This window comes from Delftia sp. WSY_7, assembly GCF_043104845.1.
Lineage (GTDB): Bacteria > Pseudomonadota > Gammaproteobacteria > Burkholderiales > Burkholderiaceae_C > Comamonas > Comamonas tsuruhatensis.
In genome coordinates, this window is the sequence record NZ_JBICLB010000005.1 from 678,046 (window position 1) to 702,722 (window position 24,677).

The following is a 24,677-nucleotide window of genomic DNA, read 5'->3' on the forward strand; positions in this document are numbered from 1 at the left end:
CCGCCCAGCCTGTCAGCGGGGCTGATTGGGCTGCTGCTGGCCTGGCTGGTTCTGGCCAGGCTGCTTGTGCTGGGGGTTGTCCTGCTGCTGCTGTCCCGGGTTTTGCTGGTTCGGGTTCTGCTGCTGCGGGTTGTTTTGCTGCTGTTGCTGGTCGTTTTGCTGAGCCATGGGTATCTCCTTCACATGGTGGTCAAAGAGGCGCGTCAAACGAAGCGCCCGACTGCAGCGCAGATATGCACTGCGCTGGTAACCAGTGTGGGCCCGGACATCCGGCTCAGCCGTAGGACCGGCCAGAGCGTGCGCAGCCCCATGTTGCGACACCGCAGGTAGGCCAGCCGCCGGGTGTCCGACGGACATTTCGCACAGGGGGCAACGAAGCACCAGGGCAGGCCACGGCCTGCGCCCTACCCCGGCCCCCGCCTCACTCCACCGTCACGCTCTTGGCCAGGTTGCGCGGCTTGTCCACATCGGTGCCGCGTGCGCAGGCCGTGTGGTAGGCCAGCAGCTGCAGCGGGACCACGTGCAGGATGGGGCTGAGCGCGCCGTAGTTCTCGGGCATGCGGATGACGTGCATGCCTTCGCTGCTTTCGATGTTGGTCTTGGCATCGGCCAGCACATAGAGCACGCCGCCGCGCGCACGCACTTCCTGCATGTTGCTCTTGAGCTTTTCCAGCAGCTCGTCGTTGGGCGCCACCGTGACCACGGGCATGGCGCTGTCCACCAGGGCCAGCGGGCCGTGCTTGAGCTCGCCAGCCGGATAGGCCTCGGCGTGGATGTAGCTGATTTCCTTGAGCTTGAGCGCGCCTTCCAGCGCAATCGGGTAGTGGATGCCACGGCCCAGGAAGAGCGCGTTCTCGCGCTTGGCGAAGTCCTCGGACCAGCTGATGACCTGGGGCTCCAGCGCCAGCACGGATTGCAGGGCCACGGGCAGGTGGCGCATGGCGGCCAGGTATTGCTGCTCCTTTTCCTCGCTCAGCCGCCCTTGCGACTGGGCCAGGGCCAGGGTCAGCAGGAACAGGCCTGCCAGCTGGGTGGTGAAGGCCTTGGTGGAGGCCACGCCGATCTCCACGCCGGCGCGCGTGATGTAGGCCAGCTCGCATTCGCGCACCATGGCGCTGGTGGCCACGTTGCAGACGGTCAGCGTGTGCTTCATGCCCAGGTTCTGGGCATGGCGCAGCGCGGCCAGGGTGTCGGCGGTCTCGCCCGACTGGCTGATGGTGACGACCAGGGTCTTGGGATGGGGAACGCTGGTGCGGTAGCGGTATTCGCTGGCCACTTCCACGCTGCAGGGCAGGCCGGCCAGCGACTCGATCCAGTACTTGGCAGTGCAGCCGCTGTAGTAGCTGGTGCCGCAGGCCAGGATGAGCACGCGGTCGATCTCCTTGAACACGCGCCAGGCCGAAGTGCCGGCCTTGCCGTCCGAGGCCACGCCGTCGAACAGCTCGGGCACGATGGCCTGCACGCCTTCCAGCGTGTCGGCAATGGCGCGCGGCTGCTCGAAGATTTCCTTTTGCATGTAGTGGCGGTAGGGACCCAGCTCGGCCGCGCCGCTGTGGGCGTGCACGGTGCGCACGGGGCGCTGCTCGGGCGCCAGCCGCTCGCCGCCCTTGCCCACCAGCCAGTAGCGGCCGGGCTGCAGGTCCACGATGTCGCCCTCTTCCAGGTAGACGATCTGGTCGGTCACGCCGGCCAGGGCCATGGCGTCGCTGGCCAGGAAGTGTTCGGCACCGTCCTGGCCGACGCCCAGGATCAGCGGCGAGCCAGCGCGCGAGCCCACCACGCGCTGCGGTTCGTCCTTGTGCATGACGGCGATGGCAAAGGCGCCATGCAGGCGCTGCGTGGCGGCCTGCACGGCCTCGAACAGGTCGCCGCCGTAGAGGCTGTCCACCAGGTGGGCGATGACCTCGGTGTCCGTCTGGCTGGCGAAGACATAGCCCTTGGACTGCAGCTCGGCGCGCAGGGCTTCGTAGTTTTCGATGATGCCGTTGTGCACCAGGGCCACGCGGGCCGGCTGGTCGGTGTCGGCCACGGGCGAGACGCCAGGGCCGTGGCTGAAATGCGGATGGGCGTTGCGCACCGCCGGCTCGCCATGCGTGGCCCAGCGCGTGTGGGCAATGCCGGTGTGGCCGATGACCTTGTCCTGTTGCACCTGGTCCATGAGTTCGGCCACGCGCGCCGTGGAGCGGGCGCGCCGCAGGCCCAGGCTGTGCACGCCCTGTGCGTCCAGCGCCTGCACGGCCACGCCGCAGGAGTCATAGCCGCGATATTCCAGGCGCTGCAGGCCCTGGACGAGAACGGGGACGATATCGCGGAAGGAAACCGCTGCGACGATGCCACACATGGACAAGCTCCTTGTTTCGAGATGACGACGGATGCTACGCAGGTTGAAAAGAAATTTCTCTCCAGATTTCCTTATCTATTGAACTAATATTTCATCATCAGGCATTCAAGAAATATTATTTCAATATAAATAATAAAATGAACCAAAATTCCATTCAATTGGACGCTACCGACCTGCAGCTGCTGCAGCTGCTGCAAGAAGACTGCAGCCGCAGCAACCAGGCACTGGCCGCGCTGCTGCAGCTGTCGCCGCCCACCTGCCTGCGCCGCGTGCGGCGGCTGCAGGAGTCCGGGCTGATCGAGCGGCAGGTGGCCATCCTGCAGCCCGAACGCCTGGCCGCCGCCCTGGGTCATGGGCTGCAGGCCATTGTGGAGGTCTCGCTGGACCGCCAGGACAGTGACGCGCTGGACGGATTCGAGCGCCGCGCCGTGGCGCTGGACGCCGTGCAGCAGTGCTGGCGCGTATCGGCGGGGCCTGATTTCATCCTCGTGGTGGCCGCGCCCGACATGCCGGCCTACCTGGAGTTGAGCCGGGCGCTATTCACGGGCGACGCCAACGTGCGCAATGTCAAGAGTTTTTTCAGCGTCAGGCGCGCCAAGTTCTCCACCGCCATGCCGCTGCCGCCGGCAAATCCCGGAACAGGCGCCCAATGAGGCCAGGACGCTTGATTTTGCGAGTAATTGTGCGCATCAGGAAACTGCGCGGCGGCGGGACTGCGTAGGACAGCAAGCCTGCAATGTGTCCCGAACGCCAACTTTGGGCAACGTTGGACTTTAAGGCGTTGCGCACGCACGGGGACAATGATACAAATTGATGCAACAACACTTTCTGACGCGCTAGGCAATCGGCGCGCACTCGGCTCGCACCGCCATGTCCTTGCGCCAGCGCATCCATCGCCGCACCTATCCCTTGCGCGTCTCCAGCATGGCTTTGGGTGGCCTCGTCGTGGGCACGACCATGACCGAGCTGGGCGCCAGCACGGCTGTCTGGGGCTTTGTGCTGGTGAGCGCCCTGGTCTGGCCGCACATCGCCTTTCTCCACGCCCGCCACAGCCGTGACAGCCACCGCGCCGAACACGCCAATCTGAAGATAGATGCGCTGATCATCGGCAGCTGGATTCCCGTCATGCATTTCTGTGCATTGCCCAGCATTGCGCTGCTGGCCATCAGCATTGCAGACCGCAACCACACGGCCACGCGCGACGGCTGGCTGCAATCGCTGTTCGCCACCTTCCTGGCCGCCGCCGCGGGGGCCCTGCTGCTGCGGCCCGCGCCCGAGTGGGAGGCCAGCCTGGCAGTGCAGCTGAGCATGCTGCCCCTGCTCCTGCTGCACAGCGTGTTCTCCAGCTGGTCCACGCGCCAGCTGGTGCGCAAGCTGGCACGACAGAACGTGAAGCTGCAGGTGCTCAGCCGCATCGACCCCCTGACCACGCTGTACAGCCGCGACTACTGGTGGCAGAAGGCGCGCGCCGCGCTGCGCGACTACCGGCAGACGCAGACCTCGGCCTGCCTGCTGATCGTGGACATAGACCACTTCAAGCGCATCAACGACAGCTTTGGGCACACCGTGGGTGACGAGGTGCTGCAGGCCATCGGCCTGACCATCCGGCACTGCCTGCGATCGCATGACGCGGCCGGCCGCTACGGAGGCGATGAATTCGCCGTGCTGTGCATGCACACCCATCTGGACGATGCCTATGCGGTGGCCCTGCGCATACGCAACCAGCTGAGCCAGCTGCGCGTGCGCGAGCACCCGCATCTGCGCGTCAGCGCCAGCATTGGCGTGGCGGCGGCGGACCCCAGCTTTCTGTCGGTCAAGGACTGGATCAATGCGGCCGACAGCGCGCTCTACAGCGCCAAGGACGCCGGGCGCGACCAGGTGATACCTGCTGCGCCGCTGATGGCCGGCAGCGCGCCCACCAGGTCGGGCACGGACGCGGGCAGCGAGGCCTCGCGCCAGGCACACCAGCCCGAGCCGGACGACACGCTGATCTGAGGGCTGGCGCCAGCGGCAGGCAGACTCAGAGCCCGCGATCCGTGCGCCGCACTTCGCCGCCGGGCCAGTTCAGGCATACGCTGCAGCCGCCCGCCGGCGTGGCGCGGATGGTGGCCTCGCCGCCGTGGCGGCGCATGACGCCGCGCACCAGGGCCAGGCCCGTGCCCAGGCCCGGAAACTCCGACTCACGGTGCATGCGCTGGAAGATGCCGAACAGCGCGCCCGCACGCGAGGGGTCGAACCCCACGCCGTTGTCCGTCACGCTGAGCGTGATGCCGCCGTCGGCATGGCGCTCCACATCGATGGCAATGCGCGGCTGGGCCACGGGCTGGGTGAACTTGACGGCGTTGTCCAGCAGCGCCTCCAGCACCTGGCGCAGCAGGGCCGCGTCGGCACGCACGGCGGGACTTTGCTGCGGAAGGCTCCATTGCAGCCGCGCCGCCGCGCCGCAGGCCGCCCAGCGCGGCTGCGCCAGCACCGCCGTGCGCGCCTGCTCCAGCAGTTCCTGCAAGGCAATGGGCTGCCACTGCATGGGCGTGCGGGCGGCGCGCGCCAGGGCCAGCAGGCCGTCGAGCATGCCGCCCATGCGTCGGGCGGACTGGTCCATGGTCTGCAGGAAGCCGCGTGCCTCCTGCAGTTCCTGCGGCGAAGGCGCGGCCTGCGACAGCAGCTCGTCCACCAGGGGGCCGAAGGACAGCACATGGCGCAGCGGCGCGCGCAGGTCGTGCGACACCGCGTGCAGCCATTCCTGCTGCGCGGCGCGCAGGGCCTGCAGCTCCTGCTCGCGCTGGGCCAGGCGCTCCAGCGCGTCCTGCAGCGTGCGGGGCGGGCCTTGCAGGTCGGCGGCAGGGTCGGGCGGAGGGTGGGCGAAAGGTTCCGTCATGGCATGAACAGGGTCAGGAGATTCGGAAAATCGGCTTGCCCCGTACGGGACCCGCCGGCGATGCGGGCCCTCGAGCCCACGTGTCTCGGAAGTCTCAGGACTTGGGCAGTTTGACCGGGCGCTTCCAGCTGGTGATGCTCACCTGCCTGCCCCGCGATACCGTGAGCACGCCAGGCTCGGTGCTCTTGGTGACCGTGGAGCCGCCGCCCACCGTGCCGCCCGCGCCAATGGTGACGGGCGCCACCAGCACGCAGTTGCTGCCGATGTGCACGTCGGCCTCGATCACCGTGCGGTGCTTGTTCACGCCGTCGTAGTTGGCCGTGATGGAGCCGGCGCCGTAGTTGACGCGCTCGCCCACCGTGGCATCGCCCAGGTAGGCCAGGTGGTTGGCCTTGGCGCCATCGGCCAGCACGGAGTTCTTGACCTCGACGAAGTTGCCGATGTGCACTTCGCGGCCCAGCTGCGCCCCGGGGCGCAGGCGCGCAAACGGGCCCACCAGGGCGCCCTCGCCCACGCTGACGCCGGCCTTCTCGCCATCGACATGCGTGTACGGATGGATGACGGCGCCCGCCGCAATCGTGGCGTTGGCAATGCTGCAATAGGCGCCGATGCGCGCGCCTTCGCCAATCTCCACATGGCCGCTGAAGATGCAGCCCACGTCGATCTCCACATCCTGCCCGCAGACCAGGCGTGCCGCGCGGCCGGTGCGCGGGTCATCGCGCAGGTCAAAGCGCGCGGGGTCGGCCAGGCGCACGCCCTGCTCCATCAGCGTGCGGGCCTGGGCGCCCTGGTGGGCGCGCTCCAGCTCGGCCAGCTGCAGCGGGCTGTTGACGCCTGCCACCTGCACGGGGTCGGCAATGCAGTGCGCGACCACGGGCACGCCGTCGGCCACGGCCATGGCGACCACGTCGGTCAGGTAGTACTCGCCCTGGGCGTTGTCATTGGTCAGGCGGGCCAGCCAGCCGGCCAGGTGGCGGGCCGGCACGGCCATGATGCCGCTGTAGATTTCCTGGATGGCGCGCTGGGCGTCATTGGCATCCTTTTGCTCGACGATGCGCTGCACCGTGCCGTCTTCGCCGCGCACGATGCGGCCATAGCCCGTGGGATCGGGCATGCGCACGGTCAGCAGCGCCAGCCGCTGGCCATCGGCCGCATCGACCAGGGCGCGCAGCGTGTCGGCCTGCGTCAGCGGCACATCGCCCGAGAGCACGATGACCATGCCGTCGCCCGCCAGCGCAGGCACGGCCTGCTGCACCGCATGGCCCGTGCCCAGCTGCGGCTCCTGGCGCACGAACTTCAGCGCCATGGAGCCGCCCTGGCAGGCCGCCGCCATGGCGGGCTCCACCTGGTCCGCGCCGTGGCCCGTGACCACCACGGCCGAGCGCGCATCCAGCTGCGCCGCCGTGGAAAGCACATGGCCCAGCAACGGGCGCCCCGCCAGGCGCTGAAGGACTTTGGGCAGGCGGCTTTTCATGCGCGTGCCCTTGCCCGCGGCCATGATGACGAGATCCAGAGGTGCTGTCATAGGTGATTCATCCAAAACGCCAGAACCTGTGCCGGCAACGCCGCCGATTATCTGTCCGCCAAGGGCTGCGGCCGGTCACACGATTGACGTATGCTGGCGGCGCCATGCCCCATGCCACCACTGCACCCGTTCCCCTGCTGCGCACACGCGCCATCGGAGCCGGCCATCTGCGTGCCTTCCTGGCCGTGGCCCGGCACCTGAATTTCCGCGCGGCCGCCGACGAGCTGTCGCTGACGCAGTCGGCCGTGAGCCGCCAGATCCAGTCGCTGGAGGATGAAGTCGGCGTGCCGCTGTTCCTGCGTCACACGCGCGCCGTGGAGCTGACCGGGGCCGGCGCCCAGCTGCTGCGCTCGGTGGCGCCCGCGCTGGAGCAGATCGACGCCTCGGTGCGCCAGATCCGCCAGACCGTGGGCCGCAAGAGCGTGGCCATCACCACCTGGGCCAGCTTTGCCGCCATGTGGCTGATCCCGCGCCTGGAGTCCTTCCAGCGCGCCTGGCCCGATATCGACATCCGCATCGACACCAGCGACACCGTGATGGACCTGGACACCACCGATGTGGACCTGGCACTGCGCTACGGCCGCGCGGGCGACGGCTGGCCCCAGGCGCAGCGCCTGTTCGGCGAGCAGCTGGCCGTGGTGGCCAGCCCGCGCCTGCTGGCCGGCGGCCCGCCGCTCAGGACGCCGGCCGACGCGGCCCGCTACACGCTGATCGAGACCGGCGACGCCCACCGCATGCCCCAGCTGGAGTGGCTGGGCTGGCAGCGCTGGTTCGGCGTGCAGGGCTGCGACCAGCTGCAGCCGCCGCGCTGGCTGTACTTCAACTACGCCCACCAGATCGTGCAGGCCGCACTGGCCGGACAGGGCCTGGCCATTGCACGCCTGCCGCTGGTGGCCGATGCGCTGGCGGCTGGCGACCTGGTCGAGGTGCTGCCCGCGCACCGGCTGGAATCGCCGCTGGCCTACTGGCTGATCGTGGGCCCGCGCAGCGCCGCGCGTCCCGAGGTGGCCGCCTTCTGCCGGTGGCTGCAGGAGCAGGCCGAGGTCACGCGCGAAACCGTCGAATCGCCCCCGGCTTGAAAAATAACCCCCACGCTCCCCTTGCTGCGCAAGGTCCGCGCCCCCCCGAGGGGGTCGTTTTCATCTTGGGGCGGCCCGGCGATGAAAAAAGGACGCGGGCATGCCGGCGTCCTTCATTGCTGTGCAGCCGGGCGCATGGCCCGGCGCGGGCATCAGCCCAGCGTCACGCGCGCAAACTTGCGCTTGCCCACCTGCACCACATAGGTGCCGGCTTCGAGCTTGAGGCCCCGGTCGCTGATGGCTGTGCCATCCACGCGCACGCCGCCGCCGTCGATCAGGCGGTTGGCCTCGCTGGTCGAGGGCGCCAGGTTGGCCTGCTTGAGCAGGGCACCGATGCCCAGCGGCGCGCCCGACAGGCTGACCTCGTCGATCTGGTCGGGAATGCCGCCCTTGCTGCGGTTGTTGAAATCCTGCTCGGCCGCATCGGCCAGCGCCGCGCTGTGAAAGCGCGCCGTGATTTCCTTGGCCAGCAGCACCTTGGCGTCCTTGGGGTTGCGCCCGCCTTCCACCTCGGCCTTGAGCGCGGCGATCTCGGCCAGGCTCTTGAACGACAGCAGGGTGTACCAGTTCCACATCAGCGTGTCCGAGATGCTCAGCACCTTGGCGAACATGGTGTTGGCGTCCTCGGTGATGCCGATGTAGTTGTTCTTGGACTTGGACATCTTGTGCTCGCCGTCCAGGCCCACCAGCAGCGGCATGGTGAGCACGCACTGCGTGTCCTGCCCGTATTCCTGCTGCAGGTGGCGGCCCATGAGCAGGTTGAACTTCTGGTCCGTGCCGCCCATTTCCAGGTCGGCGCGCAGCGCCACCGAGTCATAGCCCTGCAGCAGCGGGTAGAGGAACTCGTGCAGGCTGATGGAGCTGCCCTCGGTGAAGCGCTGGTGGAAGTCGTTGCGCTCCATCATGCGGGCCACCGTGTACTTGGCCGACAGCTCGATCATGCCGCGCGCGCCCAGCTTGTCGCACCACTCGCTGTTGTAGCGCACCTCGGTGCGTGCCGGGTCCAGCACCTTGGCGGCCTGGGTGTAGTAGGTCTCGGCGTTGACCTTGATCTGCTCGGCCGTCAGCGGCGGGCGCGTGCTGTTGCGGCCCGAAGGGTCGCCGATCAGGGTGGTGAAATCGCCGATCAGGAAGATCACCTGGTGGCCCAGGTCCTGCAGCTGGCGCATCTTGTTGAGCACCACGGTGTGGCCCAGGTGGATGTCGGGCGCCGTCGGATCCAGGCCCAGCTTGATGCGCAGCGGCACGCCCGTGGCCTCGGAGCGGGCCAGTTTCTGCACCCAGTCGGCCTGGGGCAGCAGTTCATCCACGCCGCGCAGGGTGATTTCAAGCGCTTGGCCTACACCTTCAGTGACCGGGTATGTTGTAACAGCAGATTGATTCATAAGGGTTTTTCGCCAGGCCGCGTAGGACCGCGTCGGTATACTCCGGGGATTTTCCCGCTGCGGCGAATTCTAGACGCCCGCCTTTCCGCACCACAGAGCGCGGACTTGTTGCCCGTCTGGAGAGCGTATCCCGCCGCTGCGATGCTGTCCGGCCCCCAGGCCGGATGCGCGCAACCCAAGGATCTGATGTTGTGAAATATGGCTTGAACCATGCCAGCGGTGCTCTTGTTGCGCGGCTGACCTCCGTGATCCAGCAACACCCCCAGCGTGTCACCGCAGCACTGGCAGCCATCTTGCTCACGGGCGGCGGCGGCGCCTTCGCCGTGGCCAACCTGGGACCCGATCCGGCCGACCTGCCGGTGCGCATGCTGTCCACGCCCGTGGAATCGCTGGCAGAAGGCCAGACCCTGGCCGAGCTGACCGACAGCGTGCAGGGCATGTCCCTGTACCGTTCCGAATACACGCGTGGCAGCGACACGGCCGAAACCCTGCTGCAGCGCCTGGGCGTGGCCGATCCGGCCGCCGCCGCCTTCATGCGCGGCAACGACCAGGTGCGCCAGCATGTGCTGGGCCGCGCCGGCCGCCTGGTGACGGCCGAGACCACGCCCGACCACCAGCTGTCCCTGCTGACCGTGCGCTGGGCACCCGACGAGGACGGCAGCTTCCGCCGCCTCGTGGTCGAGCGCAAGAACAATGAACTGAGCACACGCATCGAGACGGGCAAGCTGACCGCCTCGCCGCGCCTGGCCGGCGGCATCATCCGCAGCTCGCTGTTCGCCGCCACCGACGCGGCCTCCATTCCCGACGCCGTGGCCATGCAGATGGCCGACATCTTCCAGGGCGACGTGGACTTCCGCCGCGGCCTGCGCAAGGGCGACCGCTTCTCGGTGGTCTACGAATCGCTGGAAGCCGATGGCGAGCCGCTGCGCGCGGGCCGCGTGCTCAGCGCCGAGTTCCACAACAACGGCAAGGTCGTGCAGGCCCTGTGGTTCCAGGACGAAGGCAAGGCCAAGGGCGACTACTACACCATGGACGGCAAGAGCCGCCGCCAGGCCTACCTGACCTCGCCCGTGGAGTTCTCGCGCATCAGCAGCGGCTTTGCCATGCGCATGCACCCCATCCACAAGACCTGGCGAGCCCACCTGGGAACGGACTTCGCGGCGCCCACGGGCACCAAGGTACGCACCGTGGGCGACGGCACCGTCTCCTTCGCGGGAGTGCAGAACGGCTACGGCAACGTGATCTTCGTGGACCACGCCAACAACCACACCACGGTCTATGCCCACCTGAGCCACATCGGCGTCACGCGCGGCCAGCGCGTGGAGCAGGGCGACATCATCGGCAACGTGGGCTCCACGGGCTGGGCCACGGGCCCGCACCTGCACTTCGAGTTCCGCGTCAACGGCGAGCACCGCGATCCCATGACCATCGTCCAGGCCACCGATGCCGCCCGCCCGGTCTCCAAGGCCGGCCGCGCCGCCTTCGACAAGATGGCCGCGCAGATGCGCATCGAGCTGCAGGCATCGAACGAGGCGCTGGCCCTGGCCAGCGAACGCTGAACCATCGCTGCGATCACGCAAAGGCTGCCCTGGCAGCCTTTGTTGTTTCAGGCGCATCCTTTTGTGATCGCCAGCCCCGGGGTCCCGCAGGGCTACCATTGCCGGCATGAACCAGCCAGCCCCCTCCCCCATCGCCCACCGCTACTGCATCGGCCTGATGTCCGGCACCTCGCTCGACGGGGTGGACGGCGTTCTCGTGGACTTTGCCGAAGGCACGCAGGTGCTGTGGCATGCCAGCCGGGGGTTCGACGCCGCGCTGCGCGCCGAGCTGCTGGCCCTGAACACCCCCGAGGGCCGCGACGAGCTGCACCGCGCGGCGCTGGCGGCCAATGCGCTGGCGCGCAGCTATGCCGAGGTGGTGCGGGAACTGCTGCAGGCCACGGGCCTGGCGCCCGCGCAGATCGCCGCCATTGGCGCCCACGGCCAGACCGTGCGCCACCGGCCGCAGATGTTCGACGGCACGGGCTACACGCTGCAGCTCAACAGCCCGGCCCTGCTGGCCGAGCTCAGCGGCGTTGCCGTGGTGGCCGACCTGCGCAGCCGCGACGTGGCCGCTGGCGGCCAGGGTGCGCCACTGGTGCCCGCCTTCCACCAGGGCGTGTTCGGCCGGCCCGGCGAGACGGTGCTGGTGCTCAACATCGGCGGCATTGCCAATCTCAGCGTGCTGGCCGGCGATGGCACGGTGCTGGGCTTCGACTGCGGCCCCGGCAATGCGCTGATGGACGGCTGGTGCCAGACGCACACGGGCCAGCCCTATGACGACGGCGGCCAGTGGGCGGCCACGGGCCAGGTGCTGCCCGCCCTGCTCGACCGCCTGCTGGCCGAGCCTTTCCTTCAGCAGCCGCCACCCAAGAGCACGGGGCGCGACCTGTTCCACGCGGACTGGCTGGCCGGCCATCTTTCCGCCAGTGCAGCCAGTGCAACCAGCGCCGCCGATGCCCGCCCCGCCGACGTGCAGGCCACGCTCACCGAATTCACGGCCCGGGCCTGCGCCGGTGCCGTGCAGCGCTTCGGGCGTGGCGGCGGCGAGCTGCTGGTCTGCGGCGGAGGCGCCTTCAACACGCAACTGATGCAGCGCATCGCCGCCCTGCTGCCCGGCGTGGCCGTGGACACCACGGCCGCGCGCGGCCTGCCGCCGCAGCAGGTGGAGGCCGCCGCCTTCGCCTGGCTGGCGCGCCAGGCCCTGCTGGGCCTGCCCGGCAACCTGCCGGCCGTCACAGGCGCACGCGGCCCGCGCATCCTGGGCGCCATCCACCCCGCATAAAAAAACCATGCAAGGCATCCGCCAAGCATGGGCCCACCAAACATCTTGCCTGAGCCCAAAGCCTATGAAACTGGCGCGGCCCAAAAGCAGGGACGCCGAGCAAGAGCCGCCTCGCGGCGAGGGCGTCGTCCCCCTCCCGCGAAGCGAGAGAGGGCGCCGTGCATACGGGGGAAGGCGCGTCAGCGCCTCAGGGGGTGCTATCCGCCTATATAGACGAACTTGAAGAGGAAGACGCCGCCGATCAGCCACACCATCCAGTGCACTTCCTTGGCGCGCCCCGTGAACAGCTTGAGCACGGCATAGGTGATGAAGCCGAAGGCCAGGCCATTGGCCACCGAGTAGGTGAAGGGCATGAGCAGGGCCGTGACGGCAGCGGGGATGGCCTCGGTGGTCTCGCCCCATTCGATCTCGGTCAGCTCCTTGAGCATCAGGCAGGCCACGAAGAACAGCGCGGGCGCCGTGGCGTAGCCGGGCACCACGCCGGCCAACGGCGACAGGAACAGGCAGCACAGGAAGAGCGCGGCCACGGTCAGCGCCGTCAGGCCCGTGCGGCCGCCGGCCTGCACGCCGGCCGCGCTTTCCACGTAGGCCGTGGTGCTGGAGGTGCCCAGCAGCGAGCCCGCGAAGATGGCGCCGCTGTCGGCCAGCAGCGAGCGGTTGAAGCGGCCCATGCGGCTGGGCACCAGCAGGCCCGCGCGCTTGGCCACGCCCATCAGCGTGCCCGTGGCATCGAACAGCTCGACCAGGAAGAACACCAGCACCACGTTGAGGATGCCGCCGGTCAGCGCGGACTTGATGTCCAGCTGCAGGAAGGTGGGCGCGATGGAGGGCGGCGCCGAGAACACGCCGTGGAACTCGTTGCCCGCAAAGAAGAACGAGGCCACGGTGACCACGACGATGCCGATCAGGATGGCGCCCGGCACCTTCAGGCGGTCCAGCACCACGATGATCAGAAAGCCCAGCGAGGCCAGGATGACTTCGGGCTTGTGCAGGTCGCCCAGGGTCACGAAGGTGGCCGGCGACGCGGCGACGATGCCCGCGCTCTTGAGCGCGATCAGCGCCAGGAACAGGCCGATGCCCACGGTGATCGCTATGCGTATGGACTGCGGTATGCCCTTGATGATCAGCTCCCGCAGGCCGAACAGCGTCACCAGCAGGAACAGGCAGCCCGAGACGAAGACCGCGCCCAGCGCGGCCTGCCAGGTGAAGCCCATGTGCAGCACCACCACGTAGGCGAAATAGGCGTTCAGGCCCATGCCCGGCGCCAGCGCAATGGGATAGTTGGCGTACAGCGCCATGATGGTCGTGCCCAGCGCCGCGATCAGGCAGGTGGCCACGAAGACGGCCCCCTTGGGCATCCCCGCATCCCCCAGGATCGAGGGATTGACGAAGATGATGTAGGCCATCGTCAGAAAGGTCGTCAGGCCCGCGACCAGCTCGGTTCTTACATTGGTGCCGTGCTCACTGAGCTTGAACACCCGTTCCATCCAGTTCATCGCATTGTCTCCGTGTTGTTTTCGCATGCGGGGCGCAACGGTTGTGAAAGCGCCCAGGGTTGAGCACCGGCTGTCCAGGCCGGCACAAGGCATGGCACCCTGCCGGGCGGCCATGGACCTGATTGCGCGCATCGCTGCGCGCGGATTCAAGGAATGAGGGGGCGGCGCCGGTCCGCTCAGCTCCCGGCGGCCTGCACGGCCTCGATGGCGCGCAGGATGGATTCAGGCGTGGCCGGCGATTGCAGCGGCGGGTTGCTGCGGTGCCCGCCCGCGGCCGAGACGGCATCGCGGATGGCGAAGAACACCGAGAACGGCAGCAGCAGCGGCGGCTCGCCCACGGCCTTGCTGCGGTGGATGGAGTCCTCGAAGTTGTCGCCCTCGAACAGCCGCACGTTGAACACGGGCGGGCAGTCGTTGGCCGTCGGGATCTTGTAGGTGCTCGGGGCGTGCGTGGTGAGCTTGCCGCTTTGCGGGTGCCAGACCAGCTCTTCCGTGGTCAGCCAGCCCATGCCCTGGATGAAGGCGCCCTCGACCTGGCCCACGTCCACGGCGGGGTTCAGCGAGCGGCCCACGTCGTGCAGCACGTCGGCGCGCAGCAGCTTGAACTCGCCGGTCAGCGTGTCCACCACCACCTCGCTCACGGCCGCGCCGTAGGCGTAGTAGAAGAAGGGCCGGCCCTGCATGGTGTCCTTGTTCCACGACAGGCCGGGCGTGGCATAGAAGCCGTCGGACCACAGCTGCACGCGCTCGATGTAGGCCTCGCCCACCACGGCCTTGAAATCCAGCACCTTGCCGTTGACGTGGACCTGGTCGTTGGCAAAGCGCACGTCCTCGGCACGGCCGCCATGGCGCTCGGCGGCGCAGGCGGCCAGGCGTTCGCGGATCTGGCGCGCCGCGTCCTGCGCGGCCTTGCCGTTGAGGTCGGCCCCCGTCGATGCCGCCGTGGCCGAGGTGTTGGCCACCTTGGTGGTGTCGGTGGCCGTGACGCGCACGCGCCCGAAGCCCACGCCCAGCTCGTGCGCCACGACCTGGGCCACCTTGGTGTTCAGGCCCTGGCCCATTTCGGTGCCGCCGTGGTTCACGAGGATGGAGCCGTCGTTGTAGACATGGACCAGGGCGCCGGCCTGGTTGAAGTGCTTGACGTTGAAGGAGATGCCGAACTTGAGCGGCGTCAGCGACAGGCCGCGCTTGAGCACGGGGCTGGCCGCGTTGAACTCGGCGATGGCATCGCGGCGCGCGCGGTAGTCGCTGCAGGTCTCCAGCTCGGCCACCAGCTCGTGGATCACGTTGTCGGTCACGACCTGGCTGTAGGGCGTGACATTGCGCTCGGTCTTGCCGTAGAAGTTGACGCGGCGCACATCGAGCGCATCGCGTCCCAGCTCGCGCGCCACCGTCTCCATGATGTTCTCGATGGCGATCGCGCCCTGCGGGCCGCCGAAGCCGCGGAACGCCGTGTTGCTCTGCGTATTGGTCTTGCCGGAGTAGCCGTGCATGGACACATCGGGCAGCCAGTACGTGTTGTCGAAGTGGCACAGCGCGCGCGTCATCACGGGGCCGGACAGGTCGGCCGAGTGGCCGGCGCGCGAGACCATGGAGATCTCGGCGCCGAGGATGCGGCCCTCGTCGTCGTAGCCCACCTCGTACTCGTACCAGAAGCAGTGGCGGCGGCCCGTGATCATGAAGTCGTCATCGCGGTCCAGGCGCAGCTTGACGGGGCGGCGCAGCCGCGTCGCGGCCACCGAGGCCACGCAGGCGAACAGGGCCGACTGCGACTCCTTGCCGCCGAAGCCGCCGCCCATGCGGCGGCACTCCACATGCACGGCGTGCGAGGCCACGCCCAGCGCATGGGCCACCAGGTGCTGCATCTCGCTGGGGTGCTGGGTGGAGCAGTACAGGTGGACGGCGCCGTCCTCCTTGGGGATGGCGTAGCTGATCTGGCCTTCCAGGTAGAACTGCTCCTGGCCGCCCACGTAGAACGAGGACTTCAGGCGGTGCGGCGCCTCGTCCATGGCGCGGCGCGCGCCGCCTTCATTCGTGCTGCGCGCCAGGTGCATGGGCGGCAGCACGTACTGGCCCAGCTCATGCGCCTGCTGGGGCGTGAGCACGGGCGGCTCGGCCGTGATGTCGGCCGCCGCCTTGGCCTGGGCCGCAGCCAGGCGCGCCGCCTCGCGGCTTTCGGCGATCACGGCGAACAGCGGCTGGCCCAGGTAGCGGATCTCGCCGCTGCACAGGATGGGGTCGTCGTGGATGATGGAGCCGCAGTCGTTGACGCCGGGAATGTCCTCGCCCGTGAGCACGGCCACCACGCCGGGCATGGCGCGGATGGCATCCAGCCTGAGCGCATTGAGCCGGCCATTGGCCACGGGAGACAGGCCCAGCGCACAGTGCAGCGTGCCGTCCAGCTCGGGCAGGTCGTCGATGTAGGCGGCCTCGCCGGCTACATGCAGATGGGCCGACTCATGCGGGCGGCTGATGCCCACGCGCTGGCCCTGGGTGTGGGCGCCGGCCTCGGCACGCTCGTCCACGCGGAAGGCGGTGTTCTTCAGGTAATGCGCAAAGGCCTCGGACGAGTGCAGCAGGGAAGGGTCGATGGGGCGGTTCATTTCAGGCTCCTTGGTGCACTGCGTGGGGCATCACGCTCCAGACGCTGGTGGCCTGCAGCGGCAGCGGCTGCTGCGGACGTGTCTCCAGCCACAGGCGCTGCAGCAGGTTCTGCGCCACCTTGAGCCGGTAGTCGGCGCTGGCGCGCATGTCGGACATGGGCTTGAAGTCCTGGGCCAGCGCGGCCTGGGCGGCCTTCACTGCGGCCTGGTCCCAGGGCTGGCCCACGATGGCCGCCTCCGCCAGGGCCGCACGCTTGACCACGGCGGCCATGCCGCCAAAGGCCAGGCGCGCGGACTTCACCACCTCGCCATCGAGCTCGATGGCCAGCCCCGCGCACAGCGCCGAGATATCGCAGTCAAAGCGCTTGCTGATCTTGTAGGCACGGGTCTGGCGCCGTGCAGCGTCCAGCGGCACGGCCAGTGCCTGCACGAACTCGCCCGGTTCCAGCTGGTTCTTCATGTAGTCCAGATAGAAGTCATGCAGCGGCATGCGGCGCACGCGTGCGCCCTTGCGCAGCTCGATCTGCGCGTCCAGCGCCATCAGCACGGGCGGCGAGTCCCCAATGGGCGAGCCATTGGCCACGTTGCCGCCCATGGTGCCCGCATGGCGGATGGGCACGGAAGCAAAGCGCAGCCACACATCGGTCAGCCCCTCGAAGCGCTGCGACAGCGCCGACCAGGCCGATTCCAGCGAGGCACCGGCGCCGATGTACAGCTCGCCGCCGTCCAGGCTGCCTTCGCCGTGGCGTTCCTCGACACGCTTCATCTCGGCCACGTCGCCCACATAGACGATGTCGCCCAGGTCGCGGAACTGCTTGGTCACCCACAGCCCCACATCGGTGGAGCCTGCCAGCAGGCGCGCGCGGGGCTTGGCCTCGCACACGGCGGCCAGCTCATCCAGCGTGCGCGGAGCGTGGAAGCTGTCCACACGGCCGCCCTGGGCGGCGTTGGGCGCAGCGTAGTCCAAGCCGGCATCCTGCGCGCGCAGGCCCTGCAGCGCCTGCACCACGGGTTCGGTGGCCATGCGCGTGGCGGGCAGGTCGAACATGCGCTGGCCTGCGTCCAGGATGGGACGGTAGCCCGTGCAGCGGCACAGATTGCCCGACAGCTCGTCGGCCAGCTGCTGGCGCGAGGGACGCGTGCCGGCCTGCTGGTGGTGCTCGTAGGCCGACCACAGCGACATCACGAAGCCCGGCGTGCAAAAGCCGCATTGGGAGCCGTGACAGTCCACCAGCGCCTGCTGCACGGGGTGCAGCTCGGCACCGCCTGCGGGCTTGCCCGTGGCACAGCCCTGCTTGCCGGCGCACTGGCCCTTGACGTCCTCCACCGTGAACAGCGCCTTGCCGTGCAGCGTGGGCAGGAACTGGATGCAGGCATTGACCGTCTGCAGCTGCAGGCCGCCCACGGCGTCGGGCGCGCCGTCTTCGGCCAGCTCGGCGATGACCACGGTGCAGGCGCCGCAGTCACCTTCGTTGCAGCCCTCCTTGGTGCCGGTGCAGCGCGCGTCGCCGCGCAGCCAGTCGAGCACCGAGCGCGTGGGATGCGGCCCCTGTACCTCGACGATCTGGCCGCGGTGATAGAAGCGGATGGGTTGGGAACTGGGGCTCTGGCTCATGCTCGTGGGGGCAACTGCTGGTGCGTGGACTGTTCGGATCACGACTTACGCAAATTCCGAGGAAGAAAGCCGCTGGCCCTGTGGCGATGGCGTGTTTGCGTTCTTGCTTGCGTAAGTCCTGCGGATGTACGCGAGATTAAGTCCAGCCCCGCCCAAACGCATAAGACGGCCTCGATATTTCCTATGCGGGCTGCCATATATCCTTGTCAAAAACAAGGGTAAACCCGCAACAAAAGTGTGGATTGCAGCGGTTCAGGTTTCAAAACTTGCGACCCAGGCTCTGGCCTGCCTTCGCGAAACCGTACGCAAGCACGCTGCATGGGAACTAGTGTGACTTGCACCTGCCTTCGCGTATTCTTACCAAATCTCCATCGATCCCCGGAGCGCAGCGATGAGCACCACGGCCACTCTGTCCAGCAAATTCCAGATATCCATCCCCAAGAACGTGCGCGATGAGCAGCACTGGCAGGCGGGTCAGGAATTCGTGTTCATTCCCAAAGGCAAGGGCGTGCTGTTGATGCCCGTGCCTGAACTCGAACAACTGGCCGGCATCGCCAAGGGAGCACGCACGGACGGCTACCGAGATCGCGAAGACCGAAGCTGATGGCAGCCTTAGCCATGCGCGTGGTCGATACTTCCGCTTGGATCGAATGGCTCACCGCAAGCGCCCTGGGTCGCTGCCTGGCCGCGCAGCTTCCGGACAAGCCGCAGTGCATCGTTCCCACCATCGTTCAGCTGGAGCTTTCCAAATGGCTGGTTCGGGAGATAGGCGAGGAAGCGGCAGATCAGATGATTGCCTATACGCAGAAATGCGTGGTCGTGCCGCTCGATACCAGGCTTGCCCTGCTGGTCGCCGACATGCACCGGGCCCACGGACTCGCCATGGCGGATGCCATCGTCTACGCCACAGCACGGCACCATGGGGCCGGACTGCTGACCTGTGACGCCCACTTCGAGGGCCTGCCCGAAGTGGTGTTCTTCTCCAAGAAGGCGTGAAGCCCGACGGCAGCCCTCACTCGTGCTCAGCCGGCACCAAAGGCTTGGGCCGCACATCCTCATCGTCGCCCAGCTGCGAGAAGATCATGGTCGAGGCCAGCGTCACCGCTCCCATGCAGACGAAGGTGGCGCGGAAGGCATTGAGGGTGTGCTGCGGCGTATCGCCGCCGAACCATTCGCTGAAACCGGCCAGCACCGCACCTGCGGCGGCCACGCCCATGCCCATGGCCAGCATCTGCACCATGGACAGCAGGCTGTTGCCGCTGCTGGCGTTGCCGGCATCCAGGTCCTTGAGCGTGACGGTGTTCATGGCCGTGAACTGCATGGAGTTGGTGGCGCCGAAGATCAGCAGCTGGACGATGACCACCCACAGCGGCAGCGCCGTGGAGACCGTGCCGAAGCTGGCGATCATCAGCGACAGCACCAGGGTGTTGCCCATGAGCACGCGGCGGTAGCCGATGCGCTGGATCAGCGTGGTGGTCTGGCGCTTCATGGCCATGCTGGCCAGCACCGTGGGCAGCATCATCATGCCGGCCTGCAGCGGCGAAAAGCCCAGGCAGACCTGCAGCACCAGCGGGATCAGGAAGGGCATGCAGGAGCTGCCCAGGCGCGAGAACAGATTGCCCAGCAGGCCCACGCGCAGGCTGCGCACGGCGAACAGCTCGGGGGCGAACAGCGGGTCGGGCCGGCGCAGCGCATGCAGCCAGTAGGCGGCCAGGCTGGCCAGGCCGAAGATCAGCAGCACGAAGACCATGGCGCCGTGGATGCCCTTGCCCGACATGCTGTCCAGCGCCAGCGACACGGCCACCATGCCGAAGGCCAGCAGCGCATAGCCCACGCCGTCGAAGCGCTTGACGGCAAAGCGATCGCCCACCGGCATGAAGCGCAGCGTAGCGGCCAGGCCGATCAGGCCCACGGGCACGTTGACCAGGAAGATCCAGTGCCAGCTCACGTACTCCACCATCCAGCCGCCCAGCGTGGGGCCGATCAGCGGCCCGACCAGGCCGGGAATGGCCACGAAGCTCATGGCCTTGAGGAACTGCTCGCGCGGAAAGGCGCGCAGCACGGCCAGCCGGCCCACGGGCATGAGCAGCGCACCGCCCATGCCCTGCAGCACGCGTGCCGCCACCATCAGCTGCAGGTTGGGAGCAATCGCGCACAGCACCGATCCCAGCACGAACAGCGCAATCGCCCACAGGTAGACGCGCCGCGTGCCGAAGCGGTCGGCCATCCAGCCCGATGCCGGGATCAGCATGGCCATGGTCAGCGAGTAGGCGACGATGACGGACTGCATGCGCAGCGGGCTCTCGCCCAGGGCCTCGGCCATGGTGGGCAGCGCGGTATTGACGATGGTGCCGTCCAGCGTCTGCATGAAAAAGCCGATGGCCACGAGCCATAGGAGCACCGAACGCGAGGAGGATGTGGTGGAGGCGGAAGCGCTTTTGTCTTCAGGAATCATGGCAAGGCAGGGAGGGCGCAGGCGTTAAAAAACCGCCTGCGCATTGCTGCGCGGCGGTTGGTGGCGTGTTGTGCGGCGGGCTGCTGCGGGCTTCACTGCAGCGCGGCCGACACGGCTTACACCGAGAAGCTCGATCCGCAGCCGCAGGTGGTGGAGGCGTTGGGGTTCTTGATCACGAACTGCGCGCCCTGCAGGTCTTCCTTGTAGTCGATCTCGGCGCCGACCAGGTACTGGTAGCTCATGGCGTCGATCAGCAGCGACACGCCATTCTTGGTCATGGTCGTGTCGTCTTCGTTGGTGATCTCGTCGAAGGTGAAGCCGTACTGGAAGCCCGAGCAGCCGCCACCTTGCACGAACACGCGCAGCTTCAGGTCAGGGTTGCCTTCCTCGGCGATCAGATCGGCCACCTTGGCAGCTGCGCTGTCGGTGAAGACGATCGGGGTGGGCATTTCGGCGGTGGTGGTTTCGGTGATTTCTGCGACGGCGCTCATGGGGATACTCCGAAGTTCTCAATTGGCCCGAATGGTACAGCAAAGGGCTCGGGAATTCCCGGGGCTGCCGGCTTGACGACAGTGCAAGTGGGGGCATTGCCCACTGAATGAGAAAGGTTTGCATCGCCCAGAAAAAAACCGCCGGCAAAGGCGGTTTTTTTCTGGGGAAAGCCCCGGGGGACTTTCCTGCAGTGCCAGCGGATTAACGCTTGGAGAACTGCTTGGCGCGGCGTGCGGAGCGCAGGCCGACCTTCTTACGTTCGACTTCACGAGCGTCACGCGTCACGAAGCCGGCTTGGCTCAGGACGGGCTTGAGCGCTGCGTCATAGTCGATCAGGGCGCGGGTGATGCCGTGGCGGGTAGCGCCGGCCTGGCCGGATTCACCACCACCGTGGACGTTCACTTGAATGTCGAAAGCTTCCAGGTTGCTCGTCAGAGCCAGGGGCTGCTTTGCGATCATGATCGAGGTTTCGCGGCCGAAGTATTCCTGAATGTCCTTGCCATTCACGGTAATCTTGCCGGAGCCCTTCTTCAGGAACACGCGTGCGACGCTGGATTTGCGACGGCCGGTGCCATTGTTCCAATCACCAATCATCTAGGTCTCCTTAGATTTCCAGAGCCTTGGGCTGCTGGGCGGTGTGGGGATGCTCAGCACCGCCGTACACCTTGAGCTTCTTGATCATTGCGTAGCCCAGGGGACCCTTGGGCAGCATGCCCTTGACGGCCTTTTCCAGAGCGCGGCCGGGGAACTTGGCCTGCATGTCGCGGAAGTTGGTGGCAGTGATGCCGCCGGGGAAACCAGAGTGGCGGTAGTACACCTTGTCCAGGTTCTTGGTGCCGGTGACCTTGAGCTTGGAGGCGTTGATGATGACGATGAAGTCGCCGGTGTCAACGTGAGGTGTGTAAATGGCCTTGTGCTTGCCGCGCAGACGGAGTGCCACTTCGCTGGCGACACGTCCGAGCACCTTATCGGTGGCGTCAATCACAAACCACTCGTGTTGCACCTCAGCGGGCTTTGCGCTGAATGTAGACATGAGTTTTCTCTTTCAAGAAAGGTTTGGCGGGCCCTTTTCCGCGGTCGGTGCTTCTTCAAAAAGGAAGCCTCTTAGGCGGGGATGTAAACTTCGCCGCGGGACCCATAAAATCGCTGCGAAGCCCGCCATTATACAAAACTGGCGCAACCGCACCATCCCCCCGATCCGCAAGTCCCCGGCAGCCCTCGCCGCGAGGCGCCAGCGCCGGGCAACCTTGCAGCCGCCATGGGTGTCCACCCGCCAGCGCGGCTGGTTACCATCACGCCTATGTTCAGTTACCGCCACGCCTTCCATGCAGGCAACCATGCCGATGTGCTCAAGCACACCGTGCTGATCGCCACCCTGCAATACCTCCTCCAGAAGGAGGCCGCCCTTACGGTGCTGGACACGCACGCCGGCGCCGGCCTGTACCGTCTGGACGGCGACTATGCCAACAAGAGCGGCGAGGCCGCAGACGGCATCCTGCGCCTGGCCCAGGCCAAGGAGTCCGAGCTGGCCCCGGTGCTGCAGGCCTACATCGCCTCGGTGCGCTCCTTCAACCAGGGCGCGCAGCTGCGCAACTATCCGGGCTCGCCGTTCATCATCCAGTCCCTGCTGCGCGTGCAGGAGCGCGACAAGCTCAAGGTCTTCGAGCTGCATCCCACCGACATGCGCTCGCTGGCCGGCAACATTGCCCAGCTCGAAGCCGGCCGCCAGGTGGCCGTGCTGCACGAGGACGGCTTCGAGGGCATCAAGAAATTCCTGCCGCCGCCGTCGCGCCGAGCCCTGGTGCTGTGCGACCCCAGCTACGAGCTCAAGAGCGACTACGCCAAGGTGCTGGACATGGCGGCCGACAGCCTCAAGCGCTTTGCCACAGGCACGTATGCGTTCTGGTATCCGATCATCCCGCGCCCCGAGGCGCACGATCTGCCGCGCCGCCTGAAGACCATGACCACCAAGGCCGGCAGGAGCTGGCTGCATGTGGAGCTCACGGTCAAGAGCAACAAGACCTCGGAGCGCGGCGGCCTGCCGGCCAGCGGCATGTTCCTGATCAATCCGCCGTTCAATCTCAAGGAACAGCTCAAGCCGGCCATGCCGCAGCTGGTCAAGCTGCTCGGTCAGGACGAGAACGCGGCCTTCACGCTCGAATCCGGCGGCTGAGCCCGTTCAGCGCGCGTTCGAGGCCGCAGAGGCCACTGCGGTGGACGAGGCAGCGGCGGGCGCCGCAGCCTTCGCCACCGGTTTGGCGGCAGGGACGGCACGGCTGGCCACGGCCGTGCGTGCATTGGGCCTGGGGGCAGGTGCCTTGGCCTGGACACGCGGACGCACCGGCGCCTTGGCCTGAACCCGGGTCCGTGCCTGTGTTGTCTGTGCCTGTGCCTTGGCCTGCTGCGTCTTCTCGATGGACTTGGCCTTCCTGGCCGTGACCAGGGTTTCGGGGCATTCCTGCTCACCATCGTCGAGCTGCCACAGCTCCACGGGCTTGATGCCCAGGCCGACCATGCCCAGCTCCTGCGCTGCGGCCTGGCTCAGATCGATCACGCGGCCAGGCGCAAACGGCCCGCGGTCGTTGATGCGCACCACCACTGTCTTGCCCGTGGCGGCGCTGCGCACGCAGACGCGGCTGCCGAAGGCAAAGCTGCGGTGCGCGGCCGTCAATTCTTCCTTGTCGAAACGCTCGCCGCTGGCGGTCAGCCGGCCATGCAGGCCCGGGCCATACCAGGAGGCCAGGCCTTGCTGGTCGCTGTCGCGCGAGGGCACGAGGGCGAAGTCGGGATTGGAGGGCGCCTCGGCACTGCCTTCGGGCGAGGCCGACTCGGAGGGCTTGGCATCCGGGGATTTGCTGGCCGGCTGCGCGGCCCGCGATGTGCGGCCACCGCGCTTGCCGGCCGAGGGCACGGCCGCTGGCGTCTGGCCTTCATCCATTGCCGCCGCACCTGCGGTCAGGGCGCCGGACTCGGCATCGCTTTGTGCCACGGGAGCCGGCGCGCAGCCGGCCAGGGTGGCGGTGATGGCGCACATGGCCAGCCAGCGCCAGTGCAGGCGTCGAAAACCACGATCCATGGGCAAAAACCTCCAGGGAACGCCTGACCGTTCCCAAGTTCTAGAGGGTCGCCCGGGGCCGGCGCAGTGGCTGCGCGCTCAAAGGCCCAATCGATCGCAGATTTCCAGCGTGGCGACGCTCTGGTTCATCGTATAGAAGTGCAGCCCGGGAGCGCCCTGGCTGCGCAACTGCTCGCATAGACGGGACACGACATCGAGGCCGAAGGCGCGAATGGACGCCGTGTCATCTCCGTAAGCCTGCAGACGCAGGCGGATCCAGCGCGGGATCTCGGCGCCGCAGGCGTCCGAGAAGCGCATCAGCTGCGTAGAGCTGGTGATGGGCATGATGCCGGGAACAACCGGTGCATCAAGCCCCATGCCGCGCGCCGCATCAACGAAACGGCAGTAGGCGTCGGCATTGTAGAAATATTGGGTGATCGCGGAATCCGCGCCAGCGCGCACTTTAGCCGCAAACGCATCCAGATCGGACTGTGGGGATTTCGCCTGCGGATGGACCTCCGGGTAGGCCGCCACCTCGATGTGGAACCAGTCGCCGAACTCGCGGCGGATGAATTCCACGAGATCGCTGGCGTACTGGAATTCGCCACCCAGGCCATAGCCGCTGGGCAGGTCGCCGCGCAGCGCGACGATGCGGCGCACGCCCATGGCCTTCAGCTCCTGCAGCTCGGCGCGCACCTTGTCGTGCGTGGCGCCCACGCAGGAGAAGTGCGATGCCGCGCTGACGCCTTCGTTCTGGATGTCACGCACCATGGCGAAGGTGCCCGTCTGCGTGGAGCCGCCCGCGCCATAGGTGACGGAGCAGAACTGGGGCTTGCGCGCATAGAGGTTCTTGCGCACCTGCACATGCTTGGTCGCGCCCTCGGGCGTCTTGGTCGGGAAGAACTCGAAGCTGATCGGAAAGCTCATGTA

Annotated in this window: 22 protein-coding genes; 8 read left to right on the forward strand and 14 right to left on the reverse strand. The window is 67.5% G+C overall.

Annotation, left to right across the window (positions count from 1 at the left end):
• Positions 1-12: 12 nt before the first annotated feature.
• Positions 13-168, reverse strand: coding sequence for a hypothetical protein (locus ACF8ME_RS04435; RefSeq protein ID WP_164474684.1), 156 nt, complete (start codon positions 166-168; stop codon positions 13-15).
• Positions 169-421: 253 nt separating this feature from the next.
• Positions 422-2,341: a glutamine--fructose-6-phosphate transaminase (isomerizing) gene (glmS, locus tag ACF8ME_RS04440; protein WP_016448444.1), complete on the reverse strand. Its 1,920-nt coding sequence runs from the start codon at positions 2,339-2,341 to the stop codon at positions 422-424.
• A 137-nt stretch (positions 2,342-2,478) separates the two neighbouring features.
• Between glmS and ACF8ME_RS04445 the strand changes: the two genes are divergently transcribed.
• Entirely contained in the window at positions 2,479-2,994 is a 516-nt protein-coding gene (locus tag ACF8ME_RS04445) for an Lrp/AsnC family transcriptional regulator (protein WP_016448445.1), read from the forward strand.
• A 217-nt stretch (positions 2,995-3,211) separates the two neighbouring features.
• Positions 3,212-4,336, forward strand: coding sequence for a diguanylate cyclase (locus tag ACF8ME_RS04450; protein ID WP_016448446.1), 1,125 nt, complete (start codon positions 3,212-3,214; stop codon positions 4,334-4,336).
• Positions 4,337-4,361: 25 nt separating this feature from the next.
• On the opposite strand, the gene ACF8ME_RS04455 is transcribed toward ACF8ME_RS04450, so the two are convergent.
• Positions 4,362-5,219 carry an ATP-binding protein gene (locus tag ACF8ME_RS04455; RefSeq protein WP_016448447.1) on the reverse strand — a complete coding sequence of 286 codons (858 nt, stop codon included), beginning with the start codon at positions 5,217-5,219 and terminating at the stop codon, positions 4,362-4,364.
• A 94-nt stretch (positions 5,220-5,313) separates the two neighbouring features.
• Positions 5,314-6,744, reverse strand: a complete 1,431-nt coding sequence (glmU, locus tag ACF8ME_RS04460; protein ID WP_392415419.1) for a bifunctional UDP-N-acetylglucosamine diphosphorylase/glucosamine-1-phosphate N-acetyltransferase GlmU — start codon at positions 6,742-6,744, stop codon at positions 5,314-5,316.
• Between the two features lie 104 nt (positions 6,745-6,848).
• On the opposite strand from glmU, the gene ACF8ME_RS04465 reads away from it, so the two are divergent.
• Positions 6,849-7,823 (forward strand): LysR substrate-binding domain-containing protein, encoded by a 975-nt coding sequence (locus ACF8ME_RS04465; RefSeq protein ID WP_012207701.1) that lies wholly within the window; start codon positions 6,849-6,851, stop codon positions 7,821-7,823.
• A 152-nt stretch (positions 7,824-7,975) separates the two neighbouring features.
• Here ACF8ME_RS04465 and tyrS read toward each other — a convergent pair whose 3' ends face one another.
• Positions 7,976-9,208, reverse strand: coding sequence for a tyrosine--tRNA ligase (gene tyrS, locus ACF8ME_RS04470; RefSeq protein ID WP_016448449.1), 1,233 nt, complete (start codon positions 9,206-9,208; stop codon positions 7,976-7,978).
• Positions 9,209-9,372: 164 nt separating this feature from the next.
• Here tyrS and ACF8ME_RS04475 point away from each other — a divergent pair, with 164 nt between their 5' ends.
• Both ACF8ME_RS04475 and ACF8ME_RS04480 read left to right on the forward strand, forming a co-directional pair.
• Positions 9,373-10,767, forward strand: a complete 1,395-nt coding sequence (locus ACF8ME_RS04475) for a peptidoglycan DD-metalloendopeptidase family protein (RefSeq protein WP_074922465.1) — start codon at positions 9,373-9,375, stop codon at positions 10,765-10,767.
• Positions 10,768-10,873: 106 nt separating this feature from the next.
• Positions 10,874-12,031, forward strand: coding sequence for an anhydro-N-acetylmuramic acid kinase (locus ACF8ME_RS04480; protein WP_392415421.1), 1,158 nt, complete (start codon positions 10,874-10,876; stop codon positions 12,029-12,031).
• Positions 12,032-12,228: 197 nt separating this feature from the next.
• Here ACF8ME_RS04480 and ACF8ME_RS04485 read toward each other — a convergent pair whose 3' ends face one another.
• The 3 genes from ACF8ME_RS04485 to xdhA form a co-directional block, all read right to left on the reverse strand.
• On the reverse strand, positions 12,229-13,527 hold the full coding sequence (locus ACF8ME_RS04485; RefSeq protein ID WP_392415423.1) for an NCS2 family permease: 1,299 nt from the start codon (positions 13,525-13,527) through the stop codon (positions 12,229-12,231).
• Between the two features lie 176 nt (positions 13,528-13,703).
• Complete coding sequence (xdhB, locus tag ACF8ME_RS04490) at positions 13,704-16,130, reverse strand: xanthine dehydrogenase molybdopterin binding subunit (RefSeq protein WP_016448453.1); 2,427 nt, start codon at positions 16,128-16,130, stop codon at positions 13,704-13,706.
• Between the two features lies 1 nt (position 16,131).
• The gene (gene xdhA, locus ACF8ME_RS04495) at positions 16,132-17,745 is read right to left on the reverse strand and encodes a xanthine dehydrogenase small subunit (RefSeq protein ID WP_392415425.1); all 1,614 of its coding nucleotides are present in this window, start codon (positions 17,743-17,745) and stop codon (positions 16,132-16,134) included.
• Positions 17,746-18,136: 391 nt separating this feature from the next.
• On the opposite strand from xdhA, the gene ACF8ME_RS04500 reads away from it, so the two are divergent.
• Both ACF8ME_RS04500 and ACF8ME_RS04505 read left to right on the forward strand, forming a co-directional pair.
• Complete coding sequence (locus ACF8ME_RS04500) at positions 18,137-18,349, forward strand: AbrB/MazE/SpoVT family DNA-binding domain-containing protein (protein ID WP_154833393.1); 213 nt, start codon at positions 18,137-18,139, stop codon at positions 18,347-18,349.
• A gap of 14 nt (positions 18,350-18,363) precedes the next feature.
• Positions 18,364-18,741: a type II toxin-antitoxin system VapC family toxin gene (locus tag ACF8ME_RS04505; RefSeq protein ID WP_392415427.1), complete on the forward strand. Its 378-nt coding sequence runs from the start codon at positions 18,364-18,366 to the stop codon at positions 18,739-18,741.
• Between the two features lie 16 nt (positions 18,742-18,757).
• Here ACF8ME_RS04505 and mdtD read toward each other — a convergent pair whose 3' ends face one another.
• From mdtD to rplM, 4 genes are all read right to left on the reverse strand, one after another.
• Complete coding sequence (mdtD, locus tag ACF8ME_RS04510; protein WP_043790458.1) at positions 18,758-20,200, reverse strand: multidrug transporter subunit MdtD; 1,443 nt, start codon at positions 20,198-20,200, stop codon at positions 18,758-18,760.
• A gap of 116 nt (positions 20,201-20,316) precedes the next feature.
• Positions 20,317-20,691 carry an iron-sulfur cluster insertion protein ErpA gene (gene erpA / locus ACF8ME_RS04515; protein WP_016448458.1) on the reverse strand — a complete coding sequence of 125 codons (375 nt, stop codon included), beginning with the start codon at positions 20,689-20,691 and terminating at the stop codon, positions 20,317-20,319.
• 202 nt (positions 20,692-20,893) lie between these two features.
• A complete protein-coding gene (rpsI, locus tag ACF8ME_RS04520; RefSeq protein WP_012207710.1) occupies positions 20,894-21,286 on the reverse strand; it encodes a 30S ribosomal protein S9 in 393 nt (130 codons plus the stop codon).
• A 10-nt stretch (positions 21,287-21,296) separates the two neighbouring features.
• The gene (rplM, locus tag ACF8ME_RS04525; protein ID WP_012207711.1) at positions 21,297-21,725 is read right to left on the reverse strand and encodes a 50S ribosomal protein L13; all 429 of its coding nucleotides are present in this window, start codon (positions 21,723-21,725) and stop codon (positions 21,297-21,299) included.
• A gap of 267 nt (positions 21,726-21,992) precedes the next feature.
• On the opposite strand from rplM, the gene ACF8ME_RS04530 reads away from it, so the two are divergent.
• Positions 21,993-22,865, forward strand: a complete 873-nt coding sequence (locus tag ACF8ME_RS04530) for a 23S rRNA (adenine(2030)-N(6))-methyltransferase RlmJ (protein WP_017406717.1) — start codon at positions 21,993-21,995, stop codon at positions 22,863-22,865.
• Positions 22,866-22,871: 6 nt separating this feature from the next.
• Here ACF8ME_RS04530 and ACF8ME_RS04535 read toward each other — a convergent pair whose 3' ends face one another.
• Positions 22,872-23,768: a septal ring lytic transglycosylase RlpA family protein gene (locus ACF8ME_RS04535; protein WP_074922482.1), complete on the reverse strand. Its 897-nt coding sequence runs from the start codon at positions 23,766-23,768 to the stop codon at positions 22,872-22,874.
• 78 nt (positions 23,769-23,846) lie between these two features.
• Complete coding sequence (metF, locus tag ACF8ME_RS04540; protein WP_016448461.1) at positions 23,847-24,674, reverse strand: methylenetetrahydrofolate reductase [NAD(P)H]; 828 nt, start codon at positions 24,672-24,674, stop codon at positions 23,847-23,849.
• Between the last annotated feature and the right edge of the window lie 3 nt (positions 24,675-24,677).

Excerpts from the sequence above, each read along its gene's own strand:
- ACF8ME_RS04505 (WP_392415427.1), top strand. The coding sequence starts at position 18,364 with ATGCGCGTGGTCGATACTTCCGCTTGGATCGAATGGCTCACCGCAAGC.
- ACF8ME_RS04435 (WP_164474684.1), bottom strand. The coding sequence starts at position 168 with ATGGCTCAGCAAAACGACCAGCAACAGCAGCAAAACAACCCGCAGCAG.
- mdtD (WP_043790458.1), bottom strand. The coding sequence starts at position 20,200 with ATGATTCCTGAAGACAAAAGCGCTTCCGCCTCCACCACATCCTCCTCG.
- rpsI (WP_012207710.1), bottom strand. The coding sequence starts at position 21,286 with ATGATTGGTGATTGGAACAATGGCACCGGCCGTCGCAAATCCAGCGTC.
- ACF8ME_RS04465 (WP_012207701.1), top strand. The coding sequence starts at position 6,849 with ATGCCCCATGCCACCACTGCACCCGTTCCCCTGCTGCGCACACGCGCC.
- ACF8ME_RS04485 (WP_392415423.1), bottom strand. The coding sequence starts at position 13,527 with ATGAACTGGATGGAACGGGTGTTCAAGCTCAGTGAGCACGGCACCAAT.
- ACF8ME_RS04535 (WP_074922482.1), bottom strand. The coding sequence starts at position 23,768 with ATGGATCGTGGTTTTCGACGCCTGCACTGGCGCTGGCTGGCCATGTGC.
- ACF8ME_RS04480 (WP_392415421.1), top strand. The coding sequence starts at position 10,874 with ATGAACCAGCCAGCCCCCTCCCCCATCGCCCACCGCTACTGCATCGGC.
- glmU (WP_392415419.1), bottom strand. The coding sequence starts at position 6,744 with ATGACAGCACCTCTGGATCTCGTCATCATGGCCGCGGGCAAGGGCACG.
- ACF8ME_RS04455 (WP_016448447.1), bottom strand. The coding sequence starts at position 5,219 with ATGACGGAACCTTTCGCCCACCCTCCGCCCGACCCTGCCGCCGACCTG.
- glmS (WP_016448444.1), bottom strand. The coding sequence starts at position 2,341 with ATGTGTGGCATCGTCGCAGCGGTTTCCTTCCGCGATATCGTCCCCGTT.
- metF (WP_016448461.1), bottom strand. The coding sequence starts at position 24,674 with ATGAGCTTTCCGATCAGCTTCGAGTTCTTCCCGACCAAGACGCCCGAG.
- xdhB (WP_016448453.1), bottom strand. The coding sequence starts at position 16,130 with ATGAACCGCCCCATCGACCCTTCCCTGCTGCACTCGTCCGAGGCCTTT.
- tyrS (WP_016448449.1), bottom strand. The coding sequence starts at position 9,208 with ATGAATCAATCTGCTGTTACAACATACCCGGTCACTGAAGGTGTAGGC.
- ACF8ME_RS04445 (WP_016448445.1), top strand. The coding sequence starts at position 2,479 with ATGAACCAAAATTCCATTCAATTGGACGCTACCGACCTGCAGCTGCTG.
- ACF8ME_RS04450 (WP_016448446.1), top strand. The coding sequence starts at position 3,212 with ATGTCCTTGCGCCAGCGCATCCATCGCCGCACCTATCCCTTGCGCGTC.
- ACF8ME_RS04475 (WP_074922465.1), top strand. The coding sequence starts at position 9,373 with ATGCGCGCAACCCAAGGATCTGATGTTGTGAAATATGGCTTGAACCAT.
- rplM (WP_012207711.1), bottom strand. The coding sequence starts at position 21,725 with ATGTCTACATTCAGCGCAAAGCCCGCTGAGGTGCAACACGAGTGGTTT.
- erpA (WP_016448458.1), bottom strand. The coding sequence starts at position 20,691 with ATGAGCGCCGTCGCAGAAATCACCGAAACCACCACCGCCGAAATGCCC.
- ACF8ME_RS04500 (WP_154833393.1), top strand. The coding sequence starts at position 18,137 with ATGAGCACCACGGCCACTCTGTCCAGCAAATTCCAGATATCCATCCCC.
- xdhA (WP_392415425.1), bottom strand. The coding sequence starts at position 17,745 with ATGAGCCAGAGCCCCAGTTCCCAACCCATCCGCTTCTATCACCGCGGC.
- ACF8ME_RS04530 (WP_017406717.1), top strand. The coding sequence starts at position 21,993 with ATGTTCAGTTACCGCCACGCCTTCCATGCAGGCAACCATGCCGATGTG.